This is a genomic window from Microbacterium sp. SSM24 (assembly GCF_025989145.1).
In the GTDB taxonomy this organism is placed as follows: domain Bacteria; phylum Actinomycetota; class Actinomycetes; order Actinomycetales; family Microbacteriaceae; genus Microbacterium.
Genome location: NZ_JAPDNQ010000001.1, coordinates 1,737,160 through 1,756,511, shown reverse-complemented (window position 1 = coordinate 1,756,511; position 19,352 = coordinate 1,737,160). Strand labels below are relative to the sequence as shown.

Genomic DNA, 19,352 nt, shown 5'->3' with positions numbered 1-19,352 from the left:
TGCGCGCGACTAACTGGGGGGAACGGGTGAGGTTGCGACGAGTTCGATCTCGACTCGTGCGCCAAGAGGAAGCCCTGCCACAGCAACGGTGGTGCGTGCCGGGTACGGCGGCGAGAACACGCCGGCATAGACGGTGTTCATCGCATCGAAATCGGCCATATCGATCAGATAGACGTTCACTTTCACCACGTCGTCGAAGCTCCGATCGGCGGCCGCCAGAACCGACGCGAGATTCGCGAACACCCGCTCAGTCTGCTCCCGGATCCCTCCATCACTCAGCGCTGCCGTATCCGGATCGATCGGGGTCTGGCCGGAAAGGTACAGCACATCGCCTGGGCCGGACGCGGCGTGCGAGTACGGCCCGACTGGCCTCGGTGCGGCGGGATCGGCAACGACGGAACGCGGCATTTCATCAGGATACGAGCATCCGTTCCGTGCGGGGCTGCCTGTAGGTTCGGGTGACTGTGACGCGATCTCGCCCGCCTACCGTGGACAGACCACCCCTCGGCCCATGCGCTCGAGAACAAACCATCCGGCAAACCAGATGAGAAAAGCCCGCGCGATGATCTCGCGACGGCTGTTCCCCGTCCCGTTCCCAGCGTGTTCCCACTCAGTAGCCTCAGTCCGCGAGCTGCCGTGAATGGCATCGCACACGCGCGATCCGGTCCATGCGGAGACGGAGGGAATCGATCCCCGCGTCTCCTTCGTCGGCCGCCGTCGATGCCGAGGTGAGGGCGTCGAGATCCGCGTGATTCCGCGGTTCGTGAAGTGAACCGAACGCCGCCCGAACCGGACAACATCGCGCGCGGGCGCACGAAACATGCGCATACTCTTCTCACATCGTTCTCACGCGGAAACAGAAATAGCCCCTGATCGGGGCTATTCATGGCGGAGACGGAGGGATTTGAACCCTCGGTCCCCGTGAGGGGACTCCACCTTAGCAGGGTGGTGCACTAGGCCGAACTATGCGACGTCTCCAGGCATCCGGCTTCGAAAAGGCACGGACGCGCCCAGCAATCATAACCGCTCACCGCGGCCGATTCGAACCGTCAGCGCTGGGGGACGGTGCAGGTGGTCTGCGCCGCGGTCTGGCCGGCGATGTCGGACGGCAGGTCGACCCGCTCCTCGGCGACCGGCGTCTCGCCCGGGGCGGCCGAGCCGGTCGGGTCGGGGGTGGCGGTCGCCGACGGGGTCGGCTTCGCGGCCTCGCCTGTGACCTCGACGCCGTAGCCCTGGCTCGCCTCGCCGGTGAGGGCGAGGGGCTTGTTCTCGCGCAGCGCGGTGAACAGCACGTCGGCAGCCTCAGTGACGGGCACGACCCTGCTGTACCCGGAGGAGTACGCCGTCGGGTACTGCACGAAGACGATGTCCTCGTAGGGGACGTCCTTGACCGCCATCGCGATCTGCACCATGAGCGTCGGGTTCGCGAGCGACTGGCTCAGGACCAGCTGCTGCTTCTGCACCTGGCTGATCGCGGTGGTCGCGAGGTTCAGCAGCACGGTCGGGTTGGCGAGCACGGAGTCGGACTGCAGCTTGCGTACGAGCGACGACATGAACTGCTGCTGGTTCGAGATGCGCCCGAGATCGGAGCCGTCGCCGATGCCGTGGCGCATGCGCAGGAACTGCAGCGCCTCGACACCCTGGAGGGTGTGCGTGCCGGCAGTGAGCGACAGGCCGGTGTGCGGATCGTTGACGTCGCCGGCGACGCACACATCGACGCCGCCGATGGCGTCCGACATGTTGATGACGCCCGTCCAGCGGATCGCTGCGGCGAAGTCGATGTCGTCGCCGATGAGCTCCTCGATCGTGAGCACCGTGCACGCCAGCCCGCCGTACTGGTACGACGCGTTCAGCATCTGCGCGCTCATCGCCGAGTAGCTGCCCGAGCCGTCCTCGGTCGGGCACGACGGAATGGGCACGACCATGTCGCGCGGGAACGACACGACCGTCACCCGACGGGGCTCGTCCGAGATGTGGACGAGCATCGTGACGTCGTTGCGCTCCCCCGCGGTGTCACCGTTCTGGCATGCACCCGACAGCGACGCATTCGCACCCTCGCACGAGTCGGTCCCGACCACGAGGAGGTTCACACCGCCCTCGATCGCCCCGAGGGACGGCGGCAGGGGCTTGTCCTTGCCGATGACGACGGCGTTCGCGGCGAGGGAGTTCGCGGCATCCCACACATTGAAGGCCACGAGACCCACGGCGCTGGCACCGACGACCCCGAGCGCCACGGCGGCCATCGCAATGAACCTGAGGAGCGGATGCCGCTCCCGATGAACCGCGTGGCGCGCCATCGGAGCGCGGCCCCCACGGGAGGGTCGGGTGTCCGCCGCCATCAGCCGTTCGCCCGCAGATTGCCCGCCGAGCAGGTCTGGTCAGCGCCTGAGGTTCCCGAGATCGAGCTCGGAAGATCGACCGCGGCCTCGGTCGCCGCCGGCGTGCCCGAGGCGGTCGGCTCGGGCGTCGCTGCGGGAGTCTGTGCCGGATCGGGGTCGACGGCGATGACGCCGCCGCCGGCATCCGGGTTGTTCGTCACGTTGATCGCCTTGTTCTCGGCGAGCAGCTGCCAGAGCGTGTCGGCGGCACCGTAGTTCGGGACGACGCGGTTGATGTCGTCGGGATCGGTGTTGACCGGGTACTGCAGGAACACGATCTCGTCGAGCGGCACGTCCTTCACCGCGAGCGCGATCTGCACGATCGTCGTCGGGTTGGCCAGCGACTGGCTCGGCGTGATGTTGTCGACGGCCGTCGTTGCGAGCTTGTACAGCGTCGCGGGGTTCGACAGGACGTCTTCACTCGTGAGCTTGCGGGCCAGGCTCGACATGTACTGCTGCTGGTTGCTGATGCGGGCGAGGTCGCTGCCGTTCTGGAGCCCGTGACGGGTGCGCAGGAACTGGAGGGCCTCGACGCCCTTGACGTTGCGGTTTCCGGCCGGCCAGTCGATGGCCGTGTAGTAGTCGCGGATACCGCCGTTGCCGATGCAGACATCGACGCCGCCGATCGCGTCGGTGATGTTGATCACGTTGCCGAAGCTGACCTTCGCTGCGAACGGGATGTTCATTCCGCTCAGCTCGGAGATCGTCTTCGTGACGCACGACAGCCCGCCGTAGGACCACGCCGAGTTCAGCTGCTGCTTCGACATCGCCGAGCTGACCGAGCCGTCTTCGCGCGTGCACGAGGGGATAGGAGCCATCAGGTCGCGCGGGAACGAGACCACCGTCACACGACGCGGATTGTCGGAGATGTGCAGCAGCATGTTGACGTCGTTGAGCTGGCCGCCCGAGTCGGCCCCGGTGCAGCGATCACCGAAGATGCTCGCGTACTCGGGCTCGCACTCATCGGTGCCGACCAGCAGCACGTTCACGCCGCCCTCGATCGCGCCGATGTCGGGCGGAACCGGAGCCTGCCCCTCGAGTTCGACGGAGTTCTCGGCGATGCTCGTGGTGATGTCGATCGCGGCATATGCGGCGACACCGGCACCCGAGACGAGGACGACGGCCACCATCACGCCGAGCACCTTCATGATCAGCGAGAACGGGTGCGGCGACGTGAGTTCACCGTGGCGTGCGACGGTGCGACGGCCGCGCTTGGCGGGCTTGGTCGTCTCAGCCACTCGGTTCCTCTCGGGGTGCTCGCTCACGGTTCGCCCCCCGACCAACCTTCTGCGGAGGGTGTGGGATTCGAACCCACGGGACATTGCTGCCCACTGGTTTTCAAGACCAGGTCCATCGGCCGCTCGGACAACCCTCCCGACGAACAACCCCGGGTGGAGGCAACCGTCGAACAGGCGTCGAGTCTAGCCGACAGCACTGTCGAGACATTCTTCCAGGCACGCCTGTGCAAGCTCTGAAAGGCGCACCGGATGCCGCCATCCCGCCTCTGGCGTCAGAGGCGGCGCAGCACCTCGGCCACTCCGCCGGCCGACACCGACGTCGTCGTCTCGCCCGCGGCATCCCGAACCTCTTGGGGCCCCTGCTCCATCGCCACCGCGCGGCCGCCGTTCTCGAGCGCCCACCCGAACATGCCGACATCGTTACGGCCGTCGCCGATCACGAGGACATGCGCCGGATCGATGCCCAGCTCGGTGCGCACGAGCTCGAGGCCGGTGCTCTTGTCGACGCCCTGCGGGGCGATGTCGAGCCACGCGGTCCAGCCCACGGCGTACGAGACCTGGTGGAGACCGATGCGCTCGACCAGGTCGGTGAAGTCCTGCTCGCGCTGGTCGGGGGCGACCACGACGATGCGGCACACGGGCTGCGCGGCGAGCTCCTCGAAGGTCACGCGCTGGGCGTGCACGAGGTTCCAGTCATCGAGGTACTCCGTGTACAGCCGTCGTCCGTCGGGCAGCTCGACGAGGTAGCGCGCGTCGGGAAGGTGCTCACGCAGCTGCGTCAGCACCTCGGCGGGGTCGAACGTCTCGACGTGGTCGCGTTCGTAGTGCAGCTCGTCGGCATCGACGCGCTTGAGCACCACGGCGCCGTTCGAGCACACGACGTACTCCGGCGCGATCCCGAGCATGCGCAGGATGCCCTGCGTTCCCTCCCAGCTGCGGCCGGTCGCGATCATCACCTCGTGCCCGGCGCGCTGCGCGTGCGCGACGGCATCGACCACTCCGGGGCTGAGCGACTCGTCTTCGAGGATCACTGTGCCGTCGATGTCGAGCGCGATGAGGAGCCGCTCGGTGGCGACCGTCTCGTCCTCGGTGTCGCGCGCGACCCGCTCGACGAGCTTCGCGGCCTTCTTGGGCTTCACGACCTTGACGGACCCGGTCGGAGGCAGATGCGCTTCGGTCACGCGACGGGCTCCATGACCTCGAGTCCCCCGAGGTACGGGCGGAGCACCTCGGGCACGACGACCGAGCCGTCCTCGCGCTGGTGCGTCTCGAGCATCGCGACGATCCACCGCGTGGTGGCGAGCGTGCCGTTGAGCGTCGCGACGTGCTCGGTCTTGCCCCCGCGGTCGGCGGGCAGCCGGTGACGGATGTCGAGCCGGCGCGCCTGATACGTCGTGCAGTTCGACGTCGATGTGAGCTCGCGGTAGGCGCCCTGCGTGGGAACCCACGCCTCGACGTCGTACTTGCGCGCCGCGCTCGAGCCGAGGTCGCCGGCGGCGACGTCGATCACGCGGTAGCTCAGGCCGAGGTCCTGCAGCATCCGCTCCTGCAGTCCGACCAGCCGCAGGTGCTCGGCCTCGGCGTCTTCGCGGGTCGTGTAGACGAACATCTCGAGCTTGTTGAACTGGTGCACGCGGATGATCCCGCGGGTGTCCTTGCCGTATGAGCCCGCCTCGCGCCGGTAGCAGGTGGACCAGCCGGCGTAGCGCTTGGGGCCCTTGCCGAGGTCGAGGATCTCGTCCATGTGGTAGCCGGCGAGCGGCACCTCGCTCGTGCCGACGAGGTACAGGTCGTCGTCTTCGAGGTGGTAGACCTCGGCGGCGTGCTGGCCGAGGAACCCGGTGCCGCGCATGACCTCGGGACGCACGAGCGTCGGGGGGATCAGCGGGATGAAACCCTCCTGCAGCGCACGATCGAGCGCGAGGCTCATGAGCGCGAGCTCGAGGCGCGCACCGATGCCCTTGAGGAAGTAGAAGCGGCTGCCCGAGACCTTGGTGCCGCGCTCCATGTCGATCGCATCGAGCAGCTCGCCGAGCGCCAGGTGGTCGCGCGGCTCGAAGTCGAACGCGGGCGTCTCGCCGTGCGTGCGGAGCGTGACGAAGTCGTCCTCGCCGCCGGCCGGTACGCCGTCGATGACGATGTTCTCGATCTTCGAGAGGGCGAGGTCGGATGCCTCCTCCGCGGCCGTGACCGCGTGCTGGGCCTGCTTGACCCGCTCGCTGAGCTGCTTGGCCTCGGCCACGAGGGCCGCCTTCTCCTCCTTCGGCGCCTGCGCGACCTTCTTGCCGTGCGCGTTCTGCGCCGCGCGGAGCTCTTCGAAGGAGGTGATGGCTGCACGGCGATCGCGATCGGCGGCGAGCGCCGCGTCGACCGTGTCGGGAGACTCGCCACGGGCCTCCTGCGAGCGCTTGACCAGCTCGGGATTCTCGCGGAGGAGGGCAGGATCGATCACCCTGCAAGCCTAGTCGCCGGGCGCCGAGGACGCCGTGCGGCGGCGTCCAGCCCTAGGGTGGGACGCATGGCCGCGGCATCCGGATCGAACGACGAACCCGCGCGCGACGACGACACGGCCGAAGGCGACGGCGGCGAAGCGGGCCGGGTCGGTTCCGAAGGCGGCCCTCGGCCGATCGAGGACGCCGGCGAGCGCCCCTCGTCGAAGGTCGCTCTCGTCTACAACCCGATCAAGGTCGACGCCCGCGCGCTCCGGGCGACGGTCGAGCGGCTCGCAGGCGAGGCCGGCTGGTCGGAGCCTCTCTTCTACGAGACGACGGTCGACGACCTCGGTGACGACGTGACCCGCCAGGCGCTCGAGGCGGGCGTCGACGCGGTGCTCGTCGCGGGCGGCGACGGCACGGTCCGCGCGGTGTCGGAGGCGATGACCGGAAGCGGCGTGCCCCTCACCATCGTGCCCAGCGGGACCGGGAACCTGCTCGCGCGCAATCTGCGGCTGCCGCTGGACGGCGGCGACGCGATGGTGCGGGCGACGTTCGACGGCGATCGCCTGCCGATGGATGTCGGATGGGCCGCGCTGCGGCGCCCCGACGGCACCACCGCCGAGCACGCCTTCGTGGTGATGGGCGGCATGGGGCTCGACGCCGCCATGATCGCGAACACCAGTCCGCAGCTGAAGAAGACCGTCGGCTGGGTGGCGTACGTCGACGGCGCGGCCCGCTCGCTCGCCTCGGCCAAGCCGTTCCGCGTCATGTACCAGCTCGACGGCTCGCGGCTGCACTCCGCGCGCGTGCAGAGCGTGCTCTTCGCCAATTGCGGATCCCTTCCCGCGGGCCTCGAGCTCATCCCCGAGGCATCCGTCGCCGACGGCGCCCTCGACATCGTGATCTTCCAGCCCAAGGGCGCGCTCGGGTGGATCTTCGTGTGGCGGCGCGTCGCGTGGGACAACAGTGTGCTGCGGCGGTTCCGCGCCGGCCGCCGGGTGCTCGCCCTGCGCACGAAGGACAACTCCGTGAGGTACTCCCGCGGCGCGGGCATCGAGATCGCGACGACCAACGCGACGCCGGTGCAGCTCGACGGTGACGAATTCGGCGAGGCCGTGCACGTGCGCACGCGCGTGGATGCCGGCGCGCTGCTGATCACGGTCCCCAGGGGCCACGACACCACCGGCCTGTAGCCCCCCTCCCCCTCCCCCCGCACGCTTCCGTTTGTGCGGGCAAATGTGCGCCTGGCACCGCACTCAGGCGCACAATCTCCCGCACAAACGGACGCAGGGGGTTCCTCCCCAGGTCGGGCCGTGCGGGGAGTGCGGGCACAGTCGGGGGATCCGGTCGGCACCGGGGGCGATCGGGGGCAGTGTCGACGGATGCCGCGACCCGCACCACTCCCCGATGGGCTATCGCCCGGACCGTTTCGATCGAGCACGGCCCGGCAGCTCGGCGCGTCGGCCGGGCGACTGCGCCGCAGCGACCTCTTCAAGCCCTTCCACGGCGTTCGGGTTGCGTCCACCTCCCTGGCCCGGCATGACGAGGCGGACCTCCGCGAGGCCGACGAGTACTGGCGACTGCTGGAGGCGGTCGCACTCGCACGAGTGGATGCCGCGCTCCCCCTCCTCGGACCGCACGCCGTGCTCAGCCACACCACCGCGGCACGGCTGCAGCATCTCCCCCTGCCGCTGCGGCTCCGGCGGGACCTGTCGGTGCACGTATCCGTCGCGAAGCGGGAGAAGCGCCCGCAGGTCGCGGGCATCCGGTCGCACTTGGCGCCTCGCGACATCCGCTCGGCCGTCGTCGTCGACGGTCGACGTGTGACCAGTCCGGTGCAGACCTGGTGCGCTCTCGCGCCGCTGCTGCGGCTCGGCGAACTCGTCGCCGTCGGGGACGACCTCGTGCGGCGCATCGACCCACCGGCCGCAACGGCCGAGTTGCGCAGTGCGGTGCAGAGGTCCGCCGGACGCCACGGCGCGAAGAAGCTGCGCACGGCGCTCGAACTGGTGCGCCCCCGCACCGACTCGCCGAAGGAGACCGAACTGCGGCTCATGCTGGTCGACGGGCTCCTGCCCGAGCCGATCGTGAACCATCCGCTGTTCGACGTTCGAGGGGACTTCGTCCGCCACGGCGACCTCGCGTATCCGCGTCACCGGGTCCTGGTGGAGTACAACGGCGAGCAGCACCGCACGGATGACGCACAGTTCCGCCTCGACACCGAGCAGCTCGAACGCATCGTCGCGGCGGGCTGGCTCGTCGTGCAGGTCGTCAAGGGGCAGATGTCCGACCCCACCGCGGTCACCCGTCGAGTCCGCGCCGCGCTCCTGGCTCGAGGCTGGCGTCCGTGACCCCCGGCCGCTGTCCGTTTGTGCGGGCGAATGTGCGTCCGTCGCCGCGTGCAGGCGCACATTCGGCCGCACAAACGGAACGAGCAACGAACATCGGCGAGGGGCTCAGCCCTTCACGGCGCCGCCGAGGCCCGCCGAACGCAGGAAGACGGACTGGAAGAGGAGGAACATCGCGATCGGGATCAGGGTCGCGATCGCGAGGGCCGCGAGGAACACGTCCAGCTCGGTCTGGGACTGCACCGCCGGCAGCCGTACCGACAGGGGCTGCACCGCGGGGTCGGGCAGCACGAGCATGGGCCAGAGGTAGTCCTTCCAGGCCGCGATGATCGCGAAGACCGACACCACGCCGAGGATCGGCTTCGACATCGGCAGCACGATCGACCAGAACAGCCGGAAGGGTCCGGCGCCATCGGTCTTCGCGGCTTCGAACACCTCGCGCGGCAGATTGTCGAAGAAGCGCTTCACGAGCAGGATGTTGAACGCGTTCGCCCCCATCGGCAGCCACACGGCGAGGTAGTTGTTGAGCAGGCTGACGTCCCCGAGCAGCGGCGGGTTGACGATCGTCAGGTACAGCGGCACCAGCAGCACGATGCCGGGGATGAACAGCGTCGCGAGCACCAGCGCCGACAGCACCGGCGCGTACTTCGGCCGCAGCACCGACAGCGCGTAGCCGGCGGTCGTCGCGATGAACAGCTGCGTGAACCACGCGCCCAGCGCGATCACGATCGTGTTCCAGAAGTAGAGGTCGATGTGGATGTCGTTCCACGCCGTCGACAGGTTGGCCCAGTCGATCCCGTTCGGCCAGAGGGCGAACGGCTGCTGCAGCGTGTCCTGCGTCGGGGTCACTGCCGACTTCGCCAGCCACAGGATCGGCCCGAGGCCGGCGATCACGAGGGTGACGAAGAGGAACGCGTGGGTCAGCGACATCCCGATCCGCGTGCCGGGACGACCGCGCTCGCTCGACGACACGATCGTGCGCTCGGCGAGGTCGTCGAGCGACTCGCGCTTGCGTCCGCCGCCGGCGCCGCGGCGGCCGAGCCAGCCCCGCAGCCCCTCGCGCCCCTCGGCGGTGGAGATCGACGTGGTCATGAGGTGCTCCAGCGGTTCGTGAGCTTGAAATACAGCCAGGACAGCACGGCGAGCACGATCGCGAGCAGCACCGACACCGCGGTCGCCTCGCCGTAGTCGCCGCCCAGGCTGTTGCGGAACGCCTTGTCGTAGATGTAGAGCAGGATCGTCTTGGTCGCCCCCGCGGGCCCGCCGCCGGTGAACAGGAACGGCTCGAGGAACACCTGCGCGGTCGCGATGACCTGCAGGATCAGCATGATGAAGAGGATGCCGCGCAGCTGCGGCAGCGTGACGTGCCACACCTTGCGCCAGATGCCCGCGCCGTCGACCTCGGCGGCGTCGTACAGCTCCGGCGGCACCGAGAGCAGTGCGGCGAGGTAGATGATGATCGATCCGCCCGCCGCCGCCCACGTCGCCTCGATCACGAGGGACGGCATCGCCTGCACGGCCGACTGGATCCACGGCTGCGGCGGGATGCCGAACCATCCGAGCACGGTGTTGAAGACGCCCGACGGGTCGGCGCTGTAGAAGAACTTCCACAGCAGCACAGCGACCACGGGCGGGATGACGACGGGTAGATACGCGAGCGCCGAGTACAGGCCCTTGCCGCGGCGCACCTCGCTCATGAGCACGGCGACGAACAGCGGAAGCGGGAACCCGAACAGCAGCGCCAGCAGAGCGAAGTACACCGTGTTGACGACGGCGCGGCCGAGCTCGGGATCGCTCATCACAGCGAGGTAGTTGTCGAGACCGACCCACTCCGAGACGATCATGTTCGTCTTCTGCAGGCTCATGATCACCGATTGCACGATCGGCGACCACGAGAAGAAGAAGAACACGAACAGCATCGGCAGCACGAACAGCAGGTTCGCGAGCCCGCCCCCGCGATACCACGTAGCCGGCGAGCGCCGGATCTTCCGCCGCGCGGGCGGCAGGGCAGGAGGCGCGGATGCCGCGGCCGGCCGTTCCTCAGTGGTCATCGTCATCGGGTGCCTCTGCTGGTGTCGGTCCGTTTGTGCGGGCAAATGGTCGGCTGGGCGAGGTGCGAAGCGGACATTCGCCCGCACAAACGGACACAGGGGGGCGGATGGATGCCGCGCCCGGCGGCGAGGCCGGGCGCGGCATCCGGGGGTTACGAGTCGAGCAGAGCCTGTGCGTCCGTCTGGGCCTGCGCGAGGAGGGCGTCGATGTCGGCGTTCTCATCGGTGAGGACGGTCTGGACCACGGTGTCGAGGAGAGCGTAGACCTCCTGCGTCTTGACCTTGGCCTCGCCGACGGGCGTCTGCTCCCAGATCGCGTCGGTGAACGGCGCCATCTGCTCGCGCGGCACGTTGATGTACGGCTCGATCCAGACGAGCGACTCCTCGTAGAGCTCACGGCTCAGCACCGGCAGCAGCGGCGTGCCCACGGCCTGACCCGACTCGTTGAGGGTCTTGGCGTCCTGCACCGCGGCATCCTCGTTCAGCAGCTTCTGCATGTAGTACCAGTCGATCCACTCGACGCCGGCGGCCTTGGTCTCGTCGTCGATCGTCGGGCTCATGACGGCGATGTCGCCGCCGCCGAGCGTGCCCGGGTCGTCGCCCTCGAGCGGGATGACGGTCAGCCCGTACACGTCGGAGTCGAGACCGAAGTCGCGCACCAGCGCCGTGTAGATGTCGGAGCCGGTCGTGTACATGCCGATGTTGCCGGCGGCGAACTCCTGGTTGATCGTGCCCCAGTCGAGGTCGACCTTCGAGCCGAACGAGCCGTCCTCCCACTTGACGTCGTGCAGGAACTGCAGCACGCCGCGTGTGGCGTCGTTGTCGATCGTGGACTGCGCGGTGCCGTCGCCGTTGTCGGTCTGCGTGCGACCGCCGCGGGCGACGGTGCCCACCGTCAGCTGCCAGCCGCCCGTGTTGTTGATCGCCATCTGCGAGTAGCCGGCCTTGCCCGTGGCATCCGTGATCTTCTTCGCGTACTCGCGCACCTCGTCCCACGTCGTCGGCGGGCTGTCGGGGTCGAGCCCCGCCGCCTCGAACAGCTCGCGGTTGTACGACAGCGCGTTGGCGTACGCCTGGCGCGGGAAGCCGTAGATCTTCCCGTCGTCGCCGGTGACGCCCTCGAGGATGATCGGGTTGAAGCTGTCGGTGTAGCCGAGCTCATCCATCTCGTCGGTGACATCCATCAGCTGATCATTCTCGAGCAGCGTCTTCGCGTCGGTGAACGGCACCGTGAACACGTCGGGAAGGCTGCCGCCGGCGAGCTGCACGGCGAAGGTCGGGCCCTCCCACTCGTACTCGACACCGATGATGTCGATGTCGGGATGCTCGTCCTCGAACTGCTTCTCCTGGGCCGCGAAGGCCTCGTAGGCTGCGGCATCCGCTCCCGGAGGGAACGTCGCGACGCGCAGCTCGGTCTTTCCGCTGCTGTCGTCGCCTCCGGCCGTGGAGCAGCCGACGAGCGCGCCGACGGTCGCCGCGGCGGCGACACCGGCGAGCAGGACCCTTGCTGGTGACTTCATCGTCTTTCCTTTCGTATGGCGGATCCCGCGTCAGCCTCTCGGCGCGGGAGCCTCCGTGGTGTGTGCGGTGGGGTGGGGATCCGTCGCTGCGCCGATGCGCAGCCACGCGGTGGCGTTGCCCGGAAGGGCGCCGTGCTCGAGCGGCGAGCTCGAGAGCAGGAGGTCCGTGCCCGCGGGGAGCGGCACGGGGTCGTCGCCGGTGTTCACGACGCACGCGAAGTCGTCGCCGCGGCGGAAGGCGAGCACGTCGGATGCCGCAGGCCCGGCGGATGCCGCGGGGACGGCGGATGCCGCGGGGACGGCGTCTGCCGCGGGGAAGGCGTCGTCCCACCACGCGAGCGGGCCGTCGCCCAGGGCGGGGAGTGCGCGCCGCAGGCGCAGCGCCTCGCGGTAGAGGGTGAGCGTGGAGTCCGGGTCGGCCAGCTGGGCCTCGACCGTCAGGCCGTCCCACCCCGCCGGCTGCGGGAGCCACGGCGCCGAGCCGTCCGGTCCGAAGCCGAACGGGGCCGAGGATCCGGTCCACGGCAGCGGGACGCGGCATCCGTCCCTTCCCGGGTCCGTGCCGCCCGAGCGGAAGTGCATCGGATCCTCGATGAGGTCGAGCGGGAGGTCCTCCACCTCGGGGAGGCCGAGCTCGTCGCCCTGATAGATGTACAGGCTTCCCGGGAGCGCGGCGACGAGCAGGGCGGCGGCGCGGGCGCGGTGCAGGCCGAGCTGCGGATCGGTCGGCACGCCGAAGCGCTTCTTGAGGAACGCGAACGCCGTGTCCTCGCGGCCGTACCGCGTGACGGGGCGCGTGACGTCGTGGTTGGAGAGGACCCACGTGCTCGGAGCGCCGACCGGCGCGTGCGCGGCGAGGGTCGCCGAGATGGACTCGCGGAAGGATGCCGCCCCCCACGGGCGCGCCAGGAAATCGAAGTTGAACGCGGTGTGCATCTCGTCGGGACGCAGGTAGGCGGTGAACCGGTCGATGTCGGGCACCCAGATCTCGCCGACGAGCACGCGCGTTCCGGGGTAGGAGTCGGCGATCGCTCGCCACGACCGGTACACGTCGTGGAGCTCGTCGCGGTCCTCGGTGGGGTGGTCGGGCTTCTCGCCCACCTCGGGCAGGTCGGCGTCTTTGATGAGGAGCGCGGCCGAGTCGATGCGCACGCCCGCGACGCCTCGGTCGAACCAGAAGCGCAGGATGTCCTCGTGCTCGCGGCGCACGTCGGGGTGGTTCCAGTTCAGGTCGGGCTGCTCGGGCGTGAACATGTGGAGGTACCACTCCCCCGGCGTGCCGTCGGGGTTCGTGGTGCGGGTCCACGTCTCGCCCTGGAAGCTCGAGACCCAGTGCGTCGGGATCTCGTCGCCGTTCTCGCCCTTGCCCGGATGGAACCAGAACCGCTCGCGCGCCGGGCTCCCGGGCTCGGCTGCCAGCGCCTCCTGGAACCACGGATGCTGGTCCGAGATGTGGTTCGGCACCACGTCGATGATGGTGCGGATGCCGAGCTCCAGCGCCTCCGCGATGAGCGCCTCCGCCTCGGCGAGCGTGCCGAAGCGGGGGTCGATGTCGCGGTAGTCCTGCACGTCGTAGCCGCCGTCGGCGAGCGGGCTCGGGTACCAGGGGTTGAACCAGATCGCGTCGACGCCGAGGTCCTTCAGGTAGCCGAGCCGGGCCCGCACCCCCGCGAGGTCGCCCGTGCCGTCGCCGTTCCCGTCGGCGAAGCTGCGCACGTAGACCTGGTAGATGACGGCGGAGCGCCACCACAGCGGGTCGGTGGTCGGCGGCGCCGGCGCGGCTGGCGCCTGATCGGCTCGGGTGAGGACGTCGCTGTCCACGGATCTCCTCGTCGTCGGGGGGAAGGACTCGATGCGAAGAATGTATTCCGGGTTCGCTTCTTTTGCAAGTCTTGAACAGATTCACGCAAGATCACGATCTTATGACGGCGAGTCATCCCGTCTCGCGCGCGTCAACCAGCCGCGGCGTCCGTTTGTGCGGGCGAATGTGCGTGCGAGCCACCCAGCGAGCGCACATTCGCCCGCACAAACGGACCGGAGGGAGGGGAGGGAGCGGAGGAGGGGGTCAGGCGGCGGGGCCCGTTGACGCCCGCAGGACGAGCTCGGGCTCGAAGAGCAGCTCGTCACCGGGCTCGGTCGTGCCGGCGATCTGCGACAGCAGCAGGTCGATCACGGTGCGGCCCATCGACTCGATCGGCTGACGCACGGTCGTGAGCGGCGGTTCGGTGCAGCTCATCAGGAACGAGTCGTCGAATCCGACGACACTGACGTCGTCGGGCACGCGCAGTCCCGCACGGCGCGCGGCGCGCACGGCTCCGAGGGCGAGCGGGTCGCTCGCGCAGACGACGGCGGTCGCGCCGGCGGCGAAGAGGCGGGATGCTCCCGCCTGGCCGGACTCGAGCGAGTACAGGCCCCGCACCACGAGGGCGTCGTCGAGCGGCGAACCCAGCCGCTCGAGCAGCGGTCGCGCCGCCGCGAGCTTGCGCTGCGACGGGATGTGGTCGAGGGGGCCGAGCAGCATCCCGATCCGGCGATGGCCGAGCTGGTGCAGGTGCTGGATCGCCTGCTCGGCCGCCGCGCCGTCGTCGGTCGAGACGGTCGCGAAGTCGAGCTTCGGGATGCGCGCGTTGACCAGCACCGTCGGGAGGTTGACCTGTCGAAGCCTGTCGTAGTGGTCGTGCGCGGCATCCGCCTGGCTGTAGTTGCCGCCGAGGAAGATGACGCCCGACACCTGCTGCTGGAGGAGCAGCTCGACGTAGTCCGACTCGGTGATGCCGCCCGCGTTCTGCGTGCACAGCAGCGGCGTGTAGCCGTTCTGGGTCAGCCCGCCGCCGATGATCTCGGCCAGCGCGGGGAAGATCGGGTTCTGCAGTTCCGGCAGCACGAGCCCGACGAGGCGGGCGCGCTCCCCGCGGAGCTTGGTGGGGCGCTCGTAGCCGAGCACGTCGAGCGCGGTGAGCACGGCCTGGCGCGTCGCGTCGGACACTCCCGGCTTGTCGTTGAGCACGCGGCTGACCGTGGCCTCACTGACACCGACCTTGCGCGCCACTTCGGCGAGACGCTTCGACATGCCGTCAGTGTACGCAAGAACTTGCAGGATCACGCAAGCGCCGAGCAGGGACCGCACGTGTCGCATCGCGGCCCCGCAACCCCGATGATGGACGGATGCTGCTGAGAGCGACACGCACGCTGGCCCTCCTCGCGGTGATCGCGGCCGTCTCGGCCGGGTGCACGGCGACGACGACCGATGCCGAGACACCGCGCGCCACCGACACACCCACCCAGACGCCCACACCCGAGTGCATCGTCGGCACGTGGTCTGTCGGCGCCGAGCAGCTCCAGCCGATCTACGACGCCCTGCCGGGCGGTCTCGAGTACCCCGACGCGGTCATCGATCCCGCGGCATCCGCCACCATCTCATTCGCGACCGACGGCACGTTCGCGTTCACCCAGAGCGTGCCGACCTCGGTCACGTGGCTCGGGCACACCGCGTCGGTGGCCCTCGGGGGCACGATGACCGGAGACTACGAGACGGACGGCGACGCGCTCGCGCTCACCGCCCAGGAAAACGACCTGATCGTCGTCCCGACCGACGACGGCAGGGCGAGCGCGATCTTCGCGTCCGAGACGGCGGAGACCCTCGCCGAGTGGCCCGTGTCGGCGTCGTCCTACACCTGCGCCGACGACGATCTCGTGCTGCACCTCGGCACCGAGGGGTACAACGCGTCCGTTCCCTTCGTGCGGCAGTAGCGCGCCGGGCCTGTCAAGCCCGCATCGCTCCGCGCGAGGCGCGGCAGGATGGACCCATGTCGAGCCCGTCGATCGTGTGGCTGCGCGATGACCTGCGCCTCGCCGACAATCCGGCCCTGCGCGCGGCGATCGACCGCGACGAGCCGGTGATCGTGCTCTACGTGCTCGACGAGGAGTCGCCGGGCATCCGGCCCCTCGGCGGCGCCGCACGGTGGTGGCTGCACCACTCGCTGACCTCGCTCGGCGAGCGGCTGGCCGAGCGGGGCGCACGCCTGGTGCTGCGGCGCGGTCCGGCCGATCGCGTCGTGAAGGAGACGGTGACGGATGCCGCGGCCGGCGCCGTCTTCTGGAATCGGCGGTACGGCGGCCCCGAGCGCGAGGTCGACGCCGCGCTCAAGGCCGCACTGCGCGAGGACGGCGTCGAGGTGTCGTCCTTCGCCGGGTCGGTGCTGTTCGAACCGTGGACCGTGAAGACCGGCGCCGGTACGCACTTCTCGGTGTTCACGCCGTTCTGGCGCGCCTGCCTCGGCCTTCCCGCGCCGCGCGCACCCCTTCCTGAGCCTCGCGAGATCGCGGGGGTGCGGCATCCGATCCCCTCCGACGAACTCGCGGACTGGGGGCTGCTGCCGACGGACCCGGACTGGGCGGGCGGACTTCGCGAGGCATGGGAGCCGGGCGAGCCTGCGGGGCGGCGGCGGCTGCGGGAGTTCCTCGCGCACGACCTCGACGGATACGGCCGGGCGCGCGACGAGCCCTCGGCCGGGGCGACGTCGCTGCTGTCGCCGCGGCTGCGATGGGGCGAGGTGAGCCCCTTCACCGTGTGGCATGAAGCCGTCGAGCAGGGGCGCGGGGCGCGGTTCCTCTCGGAGCTCGGATGGCGCGAGTTCGCGTGGCACACGCTCTTCCACTCGCCCGACCTCGCGACGACGAACCTGCGGCGCGAGTTCGACGCGTTCCCGTGGCCGCGGCTGAATCCCGCGCAGCTCGACGCGTGGCAGCGCGGACGCACCGGGGTCGCCCTGGTCGACGCCGGCATGCACGAGCTGTGGGAGACCGGCTACATGCACAACCGGGTGCGCATGGTGGCGGCATCCTTCCTCGTCAAGAACCTGCTCGTCGACTGGCGACGCGGGGAGCAGTGGTTCTGGGACACGCTGGTCGACGCGGATGCCGCGAACAACCCGTTCAACTGGCAGTGGGTGGCGGGTTCCGGCGCCGACGCGGCACCGTACTTCCGGATCTTCAACCCCGACCTGCAGGCGAAGAAGTTCGACGCTGACGGGCACTACGTGCGGCGGTGGGCGCCCGAGCATCTGTCGGACGAGCCGCCCGAGCCGATCGTCGACCTCGGCGAGACGCGCAAGGCCGCCCTCGCGGCGTACGACGTCGTCAAGCGGGCGCCCCGCGGCTGAGCCGGCTGTGCTGTCCGGCCGACCGGCCGGACCCGGCGCCCCACCGCGCTGTACCCGACTCAGGACGACCCGTCTCGCACACCCCCGAGACGCCGTCGGCAGGTGCGTTCCGGGCGCCTTCATCCTGAGTCCGGTACACAGCGAGCAACGAGGTCAGACCGCGGCGACGTGCAGCACGACGGCGTTGCCGGGAAGAAGGAGCGGCATCGCCAGGCCGGTCTCGGCGAGAACCCGGCCGGGAAGCACGACACCGGCCGCGAACCAGGGCGGCGCCGCGTCCTGCAGCACCGCGGGCGCGGCACCGAGATCGACCGCCTCGACGCGATACCGCAGCTCCGGGTCGAGGCCGACCAGCCGCAGCGGCTCGGGAAGGGCGGCATCGGTCGCGTCGAGCACCGCGTACGAGAACAGCGCCTCGCCCCGGTCGTGCGCGACCACCCCGTGCACCACGACGGCGTCGGAGGCGGCATCCGCTCGCACGACCCGGCCGGAGTGCAGGAGGCCGCGGAACCGCCGGTGCACCCCCGCCCACGTGCGCACGGCGTCGAGGTCGCCGGGCGAGACGCGGGTGAGGTCGGACTCGATGCCGGCGTGGCCGAACGGCGCCGTCGCGAGGCGGAATCCGAGCGCGCTGACGCGTCCGGTCGTGTGGGCGCGCGCATCGCCGACGTGCGAGCCGAGGTATTCGGGCGGGATCACGATTCCCGTCCACCGCTGGATGGCCTGCCGCACGAGAGGGTCGTTGGTGTCACTCGTCCACACGCGGTCGACACGACGCAGGATGCCGAGGTCGATCCGTCCGCCGCCGGAAGCGCAGGACTCGATCTCGACATCGGGATGCGCCGCGCGGAGGCGGTCGATCAGCCGGTACAGCGCGTGCACCTGGGCGCCCGAGTCCGCCACCAGCAGGTCGCGGTTGTGATCCCACTTGAGGTACGCGATCGGGTACTCGGCCAGCAGTGCGTCGAGGCGCTCGAACAGGTGGTGCTCGACCTCGGGGAGCGAGAGGTCCAGGGCGTGCTGCCAGCGCCACGTGACCGATTCGGGGTCGGTCAGGAGCCACTGCGGATGCTGCCGCGCGAGGTCCGAGTCGAGGCTGACCATCTCGGGCTCGACCCACAGGCCGAACTCCATCCCCCGGGCGTGCACGCGCTCGATGAGCGGGCCCAGCCCCCCGGGCCACCGCACCGGATCGACCGTCCAGTCGCCGAGCGCTCGGCGGTCGTCGGTGCGCCCCAGGAACCAGCCGTCGTCGAGCACGAACCGTTCGACGCCCACCTCGGCGGCGCGGTCGATGAGGGGCGCGAGCCGGTCGATCGAGTGCTCGAAGTACACCGCCTCCCACGTGTTGAGGGTGACCGGCCGCGGCCGGTCGAGCGTCGACCACGAGCGCACCCACGGGTGCAGGCGGTCCGACAGGCCGTCGAGTCCGGTGGCCGACCATGTCGCGACCACCGTCGGACCCTCATACGCCTCGCCGGGCGGCAGCGTGAGAGCGCCGAGCCGCTCGCCGGCGCCGAGCACGGCCGGCCCGAGGTCGGTGCGCTCGAACCAGAGCCGGGTGTCGCCGCTCCACGCCAGGTGCGTCGCCCACACCTCGCCCGCGCCGAAGCCGAAGCCCGGCGTTCCCGCGACCATCAGGAACGGCTCGTCGTGGCCGCCGCGGCCGTGCCGGGACTCGCGCAGCCACACGCCCTGACCGGGGGTCGCCCGCTGCGGGCGGCGCTCTCCCGCCCAGCGTCCCGAGAAGTCGAGCGTCTCGCGCGCGCGGTCCGGCACCGGGAGGGCGACGCCCGCTGCCGTGAGCACGACCGGAGCGATCCCGTCGTTGCGCACGGCCTGGGCGGCGAGCAGCACGCCCTGCGGGGTGAGCTCCAGACGGGTCGTGATGACGGCATCCGCCCACGCGCACTCGGTGACGATGACGTCGCCGTCGCGCACCGTGCCGAGCTGCCGCGGCGCCGCGCGGGTGCCCTCGACGGAGACCGCGGGAAGGCCCGACCAGCCGTCGGCCAGTGCGGGCAGCAGCGTGAGCCGCAGCGGGGCGTCGATCGAGCTCGGCGCCACCGCGGGGACCGTCGCGTCGGCGAGCAGGACGAGGTCTGATTCGGCGAGCGCCCCGAGGTCTCGTCCCCAGTGGACGATCGCGGGAACGCCCGAGCCGCGGGAGTCGAGCACGAGGCTGACTCCCGCGGCACGGAGGTGATGGATCACGCGGGG

At 70.2% G+C, this 19,352-nt stretch carries 15 protein-coding genes and 2 tRNA genes; 4 read left to right on the top strand and 13 right to left on the bottom strand.

Features of this window, described 5'->3' with window-relative positions; all coding sequences use genetic code 11:
- Positions 1 to 9: 9 nt before the first annotated feature.
- From OL358_RS08070 to serS, 7 genes are all read right to left on the bottom strand, one after another.
- Entirely contained in the window at positions 10 to 408 is a 399-nt protein-coding gene (locus tag OL358_RS08070) for a RidA family protein (RefSeq protein ID WP_264709456.1), read from the bottom strand.
- 478 nt (positions 409 to 886) lie between these two features.
- A tRNA-Ser gene (locus tag OL358_RS08065) sits at positions 887 to 978 on the bottom strand.
- Positions 979 to 1,049: 71 nt separating this feature from the next.
- Positions 1,050 to 2,243 carry an LCP family protein gene (locus OL358_RS08060; protein WP_264709455.1) on the bottom strand — a complete coding sequence of 398 codons (1,194 nt, stop codon included), beginning with the start codon at positions 2,241 to 2,243 and terminating at the stop codon, positions 1,050 to 1,052.
- Between the two features lie 95 nt (positions 2,244 to 2,338).
- Positions 2,339 to 3,616 (bottom strand): LCP family protein, encoded by a 1,278-nt coding sequence (locus OL358_RS08055; protein ID WP_264709454.1) that lies wholly within the window; start codon positions 3,614 to 3,616, stop codon positions 2,339 to 2,341.
- 52 nt (positions 3,617 to 3,668) lie between these two features.
- Positions 3,669 to 3,753, bottom strand: a tRNA-Ser gene (locus OL358_RS08050).
- A gap of 135 nt (positions 3,754 to 3,888) precedes the next feature.
- Positions 3,889 to 4,797 (bottom strand): HAD family hydrolase, encoded by a 909-nt coding sequence (locus tag OL358_RS08045; protein ID WP_264709453.1) that lies wholly within the window; start codon positions 4,795 to 4,797, stop codon positions 3,889 to 3,891.
- Positions 4,794 to 6,068, bottom strand: coding sequence for a serine--tRNA ligase (gene serS / locus OL358_RS08040; RefSeq protein ID WP_264709452.1), 1,275 nt, complete (start codon positions 6,066 to 6,068; stop codon positions 4,794 to 4,796). The genes OL358_RS08045 and serS overlap by 4 nt, the downstream gene beginning before the upstream one ends.
- Before the next feature lie 66 nt (positions 6,069 to 6,134).
- On the opposite strand from serS, the gene OL358_RS08035 reads away from it, so the two are divergent.
- Both OL358_RS08035 and OL358_RS08030 read left to right on the top strand, forming a co-directional pair.
- Complete coding sequence (locus OL358_RS08035) at positions 6,135 to 7,244, top strand: diacylglycerol/lipid kinase family protein (RefSeq protein WP_264709451.1); 1,110 nt, start codon at positions 6,135 to 6,137, stop codon at positions 7,242 to 7,244.
- A gap of 189 nt (positions 7,245 to 7,433) precedes the next feature.
- A complete protein-coding gene (locus OL358_RS08030) occupies positions 7,434 to 8,402 on the top strand; it encodes a hypothetical protein (protein ID WP_264709450.1) in 969 nt (322 codons plus the stop codon).
- 105 nt (positions 8,403 to 8,507) lie between these two features.
- On the opposite strand, the gene OL358_RS08025 is transcribed toward OL358_RS08030, so the two are convergent.
- The 5 genes from OL358_RS08025 to OL358_RS08005 all read right to left on the bottom strand — a co-directional run bounded on the left by OL358_RS08025 (position 8,508) and on the right by OL358_RS08005 (position 15,040).
- Positions 8,508 to 9,491: a carbohydrate ABC transporter permease gene (locus OL358_RS08025; RefSeq protein ID WP_264709449.1), complete on the bottom strand. Its 984-nt coding sequence runs from the start codon at positions 9,489 to 9,491 to the stop codon at positions 8,508 to 8,510.
- Positions 9,488 to 10,456: a carbohydrate ABC transporter permease gene (locus OL358_RS08020; RefSeq protein WP_264709448.1), complete on the bottom strand. Its 969-nt coding sequence runs from the start codon at positions 10,454 to 10,456 to the stop codon at positions 9,488 to 9,490. Before OL358_RS08020 ends, OL358_RS08025 begins: the two co-directional genes overlap by 4 nt.
- Positions 10,457 to 10,602: 146 nt before the next feature.
- Positions 10,603 to 11,970, bottom strand: a complete 1,368-nt coding sequence (locus OL358_RS08015) for an extracellular solute-binding protein (protein ID WP_264709447.1) — start codon at positions 11,968 to 11,970, stop codon at positions 10,603 to 10,605.
- Positions 11,971 to 12,000: 30 nt separating this feature from the next.
- A complete protein-coding gene (locus OL358_RS08010) occupies positions 12,001 to 13,791 on the bottom strand; it encodes a glycoside hydrolase family 13 protein (RefSeq protein ID WP_264709446.1) in 1,791 nt (596 codons plus the stop codon).
- Between the two features lie 244 nt (positions 13,792 to 14,035).
- Complete coding sequence (locus OL358_RS08005) at positions 14,036 to 15,040, bottom strand: LacI family DNA-binding transcriptional regulator (RefSeq protein WP_264709445.1); 1,005 nt, start codon at positions 15,038 to 15,040, stop codon at positions 14,036 to 14,038.
- Positions 15,041 to 15,135: 95 nt separating this feature from the next.
- Between OL358_RS08005 and OL358_RS08000 the strand changes: the two genes are divergently transcribed.
- A complete protein-coding gene (locus OL358_RS08000) occupies positions 15,136 to 15,720 on the top strand; it encodes a hypothetical protein (RefSeq protein ID WP_264709444.1) in 585 nt (194 codons plus the stop codon).
- 56 nt (positions 15,721 to 15,776) lie between these two features.
- Positions 15,777 to 17,132 (top strand): cryptochrome/photolyase family protein, encoded by a 1,356-nt coding sequence (locus tag OL358_RS07995; RefSeq protein WP_264709443.1) that lies wholly within the window; start codon positions 15,777 to 15,779, stop codon positions 17,130 to 17,132.
- A 153-nt stretch (positions 17,133 to 17,285) separates the two neighbouring features.
- On the opposite strand, the gene OL358_RS07990 is transcribed toward OL358_RS07995, so the two are convergent.
- On the bottom strand, positions 17,286 to 19,346 hold the full coding sequence (locus OL358_RS07990) for an alpha-galactosidase (RefSeq protein WP_264709442.1): 2,061 nt from the start codon (positions 19,344 to 19,346) through the stop codon (positions 17,286 to 17,288).
- Positions 19,347 to 19,352: the final 6 nt, after the last annotated feature.